The sequence below is a fragment of the Nonlabens sp. genome, from assembly GCF_047636915.1.
In the GTDB taxonomy this organism is placed as follows: domain Bacteria; phylum Bacteroidota; class Bacteroidia; order Flavobacteriales; family Flavobacteriaceae; genus Nonlabens.
Genome location: NZ_JBLIGN010000134.1, coordinates 1 through 4,610 on the forward strand (window position 1 = coordinate 1; position 4,610 = coordinate 4,610).

Annotated in this window: 5 protein-coding genes; 2 read left to right on the forward strand and 3 right to left on the reverse strand. The window is 37.6% G+C overall.

The features are described from left to right. Nucleotides 1–366: 366 nt before the first annotated feature. Both ACJAT0_RS12630 and ACJAT0_RS12635 read left to right on the forward strand, forming a co-directional pair. On the forward strand, nucleotides 367–2,226 hold the full coding sequence (locus ACJAT0_RS12630; protein ID WP_415181943.1) for a M1 family metallopeptidase: 1,860 nt from the start codon (nucleotides 367–369) through the stop codon (nucleotides 2,224–2,226). Nucleotides 2,227–2,528: 302 nt separating this feature from the next. Beyond that, nucleotides 2,529–3,152, forward strand: a complete 624-nt coding sequence (locus ACJAT0_RS12635; protein ID WP_415181944.1) for a MarC family protein — start codon at nucleotides 2,529–2,531, stop codon at nucleotides 3,150–3,152. Nucleotides 3,153–3,286: 134 nt separating this feature from the next. On the opposite strand, the gene ACJAT0_RS12640 is transcribed toward ACJAT0_RS12635, so the two are convergent. The 3 genes from ACJAT0_RS12640 to ACJAT0_RS12650 are packed head-to-tail and all read right to left on the reverse strand — an operon-like array spanning nucleotide 3,287 to nucleotide 4,560. Continuing rightward, nucleotides 3,287–3,748 carry an OsmC family protein gene (locus ACJAT0_RS12640; RefSeq protein ID WP_415181945.1) on the reverse strand — a complete coding sequence of 154 codons (462 nt, stop codon included), beginning with the start codon at nucleotides 3,746–3,748 and terminating at the stop codon, nucleotides 3,287–3,289. 6 nt (nucleotides 3,749–3,754) lie between these two features. Next, entirely contained in the window at nucleotides 3,755–4,333 is a 579-nt protein-coding gene (locus tag ACJAT0_RS12645; RefSeq protein ID WP_374004001.1) for a phosphatase PAP2 family protein, read from the reverse strand. Then, nucleotides 4,333–4,560: a hypothetical protein gene (locus ACJAT0_RS12650; RefSeq protein WP_374004002.1), complete on the reverse strand. Its 228-nt coding sequence runs from the start codon at nucleotides 4,558–4,560 to the stop codon at nucleotides 4,333–4,335. Before ACJAT0_RS12650 ends, ACJAT0_RS12645 begins: the two co-directional genes overlap by 1 nt. Between the last annotated feature and the right edge of the window lie 50 nt (nucleotides 4,561–4,610).

The window sequence follows — 4,610 nt, forward strand, 5'->3', positions numbered from 1 at the left end:
CATCAAACGGTAGAAGACGCCATTACAACCAACTTCTATAAGCGTCCAGAAGTGATTACAAAATTGGCTGTTTTAGAAAAAGAAGTTTTAGGTAAAATAAAGAGTCCTTTTGATGCGGCTAGTGAGCTGTTGGGATTGTAGTTTTGAATACCGTGTATCTTAGGTATAAATACGCTCAACAACTACTGATCGCTAGCGAGCTAGACGATCTGTACAGTACATTCCTCTCCCAAAAAAGTGCGTGGCATGCAGGCTTCTTAAGCGAAGATCTTTTACGTTATCGAGAAATCTATTTTGAATCACCTGTTTAGTTCAATGATTGGAATCCCTGAGCTTTTGTTACTTTAGCACCACAAACCACCCCAAATGAAAAACCTTTTCATCCTAGCCATAACCTGCATGGCCACTCTCACAAGCTGCAACAAATCCCAAGAAATGGATAAAGAAAAAACAAACGCAAAAACCTACATGGAAGAATTTCATTCCTACGCACAACCTAACGATGCTGTGATTACACATCTGGATTTAGATATTGATGTGAATTTTGATACGCAGGTGATTAGCGGTACAGCCACTTATGATGTTGTAAATAATGGCGCAACAGCTATTATTTTAGATGCTAAATATTTAGAAATCATCGCGGTAAAAGCTGATGGTAAAGAAACAAGATTCCAATTAGGCACTATGGATGAGTCGTTAGGGCAGCCGTTGCGTATTGAAATTAAAGAAAGTACCAATAAAATTGCAATCACTTACAGGACAACCGCTCAAACAGAAGCGTTGCAATGGTTAACCGCACAACAAACAGCCGACAAAACAAATCCATTTCTCTTTACACAAGGCCAGGCAATTTTAACACGTACTTGGATTCCTATTCAGGACAGTCCGCAGATACGTATTACTTATGAGGCAAAGGTACAAGTACCATCAAACCTTATGGCTGTTATGAGTGCTGAGAATCCAAAGGAAAAAACAGCAGATGGCATCTATCATTTTAAAATGGTACAACCCATTCCAGCCTACCTTATTGCGCTTGCCATAGGGGATATAGAATACAAAGCCATAAGCGATAGAACTGGTGTGTATGCAGAGAAATCCATGCTGGATAAAGTTCATACAGAGTTTTCAGATATGGAAAAAATGGTTGTTACCGCAGAGAATTTATACGGCGCTTACGACTGGGAACAATTTGATGTGATTGTATTACCTCCTAGTTTCCCTTTTGGCGGAATGGAGAATCCGCGGTTGACCTTTGCTACGCCTACGGTTATTGCAGGTGATAAAAGTTTGACTTCGCTTGTCGCGCACGAATTAGCCCATTCTTGGTCAGGTAATTTAGTTACAAATGCTACCTGGAATGATTTCTGGCTCAATGAAGGTTTTACCGTTTATTTTGAAATTAGAATCATGGAAGCCCTCTATGGTAAAAAACGTGCTGATATGTTAGCATTGATAGGTCGTCAGGATTTAGAGGATGAATTAGAATCCTTAAAAGACAGCCCAAATGACACCAAACTAAAGTTAGATTTAAAAGGTAGAAATCCTGATGAGGGTATGAACAGCATCGCTTACGACAAAGGTTATTTGTTTTTAAGAACGCTGGAAGAAAAAGTAGGTCGTGAACAAATGGATGGCTTTTTAAAATCCTATTTTAAGAAAAACGCTTTTTCCACAACAAATACTGAAGATTTCATAACGTATCTCAATACTAATTTACTAGAAAAGAACAACATCACCTTTAATACAGAAGAATGGATCTACCAGCCTGGTGTTCCAGATAACGCAGCCATTATTGAATCCGATGCATTTACACGTGTAGAAAAGGTCTTACAAGCATTTGTGGAAACCAATACCATTGACGCCAGCATAACCACTACGTGGACACCACAGGAATGGGTTCATTTTGTCCGTAATTTTCCAGAAGACATCACCTTAGAGCAACTGCAACAACTAGACGACACTTTTTATTTTACGGATTCTACGAACTCTTACATCAGCATGGTTTGGTATGAGCAATCCATTATAAAGGGCTATCATGGCAACAAGGTCGATTCCAAAATCTCAGAATTCTTAAATACCGTAGGAAGACGCTGGTATGTAACGACGCTATTTAAAGCATTTAAAAAAACAGACCGGATAGAAGAAGCCTTAACTATTTATAAAACTGCACGACCTAATTACCATTCGGTTACTTCCAATACGATTGATGAATTGTTAGGGTTGTAGTTTTGGATAAAGTAGATCTTAGGGATAAGCATCGCTCCAGCACTCCAAGATTTTTGTAAAATCCTACCTTATATTCCTCTCGCAAAAATGGCGCGTCAGGTGCAGGCTTCTTAAGCGAGGATCTTTTTGATGTCTATTTTTAAAAACATTCTGAAAAAACATAAAAATAGCTTAGTGGATGCCTCCTTTTAAAGTCCTTAATCTATAAATTGTAAAACATTGTTTTTGACTATTTTTACCTAGGGAAAAATTATGAGGTATTGTCCTAGGTTTCCGTCACTTTTCAATTAGATCCTAGTTAAATGAATGAATTAGCAACTTTTGCAATTACGGTGTTCACTGGCTTTTTTGCCATTATGAATCCGATTTCTAATATGCCCATATTCCTCTCCTTAACAGAAGGAGCAGATAAGGAGACCAAACAAAGAATCAATTTAAAAGCCATACTGGTTGCTTTCATCATAGTTGCTGTATTTGTCCTGCTTGGTAATTTTATCTTTGACTTATTCGGCATTACCATACCCGCTTTTAAGATTACGGGTGGAATTTTAATCTTCTTTGTCGGATTTGAAATGTTACAGTCCAAAAAATCAAACATTAAGAATTTACGAAAGGTAAATATTGATGAGAACATAGCTATTTCACCGCTGGCAATTCCTATTCTAGCAGGCCCAGGAACCATCGTAACAGCAACCAACTTTGTTGCCAACACAACGTCTTATATAAATATAGCCGTTGTTATTCTAGTTTTTGCTTTGATGTGTTTTCTCAATTACATAGCCTTTACACTAAGCGATATCATTGCAAAAAAGATAGGCGATAATGTAATCTCTGTAATCGGTAAATTGATGGGGTTGATCATTGCCATTATAGGGACTAATATGATTATTCAAGGAATAAAATTATCCTTTGATGTTTTTAATTAAAACCACCCCTATTGGCCATCTCGCATAAGAGCGCTTTATACCAAATGGAACATTACATGCGATCACTGATCTCTAGGGGTTACAATTAGTCGCTTGTAGGTCTTAAGAATGTGTGCGTGTACAATTATCAAAAGTCATTTTTCACTTTCCAAAAGCTCCACAACTGCATCGATAACCACTGGAAAACTAACAGAATTGGCTATAAAACAAAGCTCATGAGCCTTTTTATGTAAATCTATAGCAAGTGCTTTTTGAGCAACATTGGTGATCGTTGCCACCGGATTTAATTGAACTTTAGTAAAACCACCACTTAAATCTGATCGCAATTCTAGTGTTCCAACAGCCTTGTCTTTGTAATCTACCACCTCAACCCCTTGTTGCTGGCACACATAGAAATAGGACATCATGTGACAAGATGAAAGTGCGCTGAGCAGTAAATCTTCGGGATTGTGTTTGCTGGCTTCTCCTTTAAATTCGCTAGCCGCAGAGATGTTTAAATTGGATTTTCCTGCGGTTTTAGAAGTATGTGTTTTGGGATTTTTATGATCGCCTTTTTTCCATTGGGTAGCCACTTCAAAATAGAATTGCTTTTTCATCCCTATTTAATTTATAGTAGTGGAAACTCCGTATCTCGCTTTCGCGAAAGCGTATACCCACGCAAAAAACAAACCTAATAAAGTCCCCATAAACGCTCCCATGAGCACATCACCTAGATAATGAACGCCTAGATAAACACGACTGTAAGCAACCAGAACTGCCCAGACGAGCATAACGATGCCCAATGTCTTGTGTTTCCTTTTCAATATAAACCACAAAAAGGTAGCTAGTGCAAAAGCACTGCTGGCATGGCCGCTATAAAAACCATAGGTGCCGCCACTTTTACCTACCTTAGAAATAAGACCTTCTAAAGCAGGTTCTCTAAATGGACGGAATCTTTCAAAACCGTTTTTAAAAAGATTTGCCAGTTGATCTGTACAGGTGATTAATAGAGCTATAGCAATCAATGCGATGGCTAAATTGCGAACTCCTAATTTTTTATACAGTGTAAAAAGTATATATAAATAAAGCGGTACCGCATAAAATTTATGAGTAACGATATTGAAGAATAGGTCAACAGCATCATTTCCCCAATCATTAAGAAATAAGGTGGCGTCCCAGTCTAATTTTTTTATATCTTCCATTATTGATCGTAAAGTTCCATTTGCTCGTCGTAGAAACGACTGGCTTCTTCTATCAGGTTTTTAGTCTCTTCTTCCAGTTCTTCGGCATCTGCTTTTGTTACTTCTTCAAGAAACTCTACTTCGTCATCTTTAAGATTGATGATAAAACGTGGATATTCTAAGTGAATGACAAAAATATCTTCAGGATAATGAACGTTATCGCCCATGAGAAATCTAGGAAGTTCCATAAAATGAATAGTTGAATTTCTAATATAAACGCAATTTAATCATTAGTGAG

Excerpts from the sequence above, each read along its gene's own strand:
- ACJAT0_RS12635 (WP_415181944.1), top strand. The coding sequence starts at position 2,529 with ATGAATGAATTAGCAACTTTTGCAATTACGGTGTTCACTGGCTTTTTT.
- ACJAT0_RS12640 (WP_415181945.1), bottom strand. The coding sequence starts at position 3,748 with ATGAAAAAGCAATTCTATTTTGAAGTGGCTACCCAATGGAAAAAAGGC.
- ACJAT0_RS12630 (WP_415181943.1), top strand. The coding sequence starts at position 367 with ATGAAAAACCTTTTCATCCTAGCCATAACCTGCATGGCCACTCTCACA.
- ACJAT0_RS12650 (WP_374004002.1), bottom strand. The coding sequence starts at position 4,560 with ATGGAACTTCCTAGATTTCTCATGGGCGATAACGTTCATTATCCTGAA.
- ACJAT0_RS12645 (WP_374004001.1), bottom strand. The coding sequence starts at position 4,333 with ATGGAAGATATAAAAAAATTAGACTGGGACGCCACCTTATTTCTTAAT.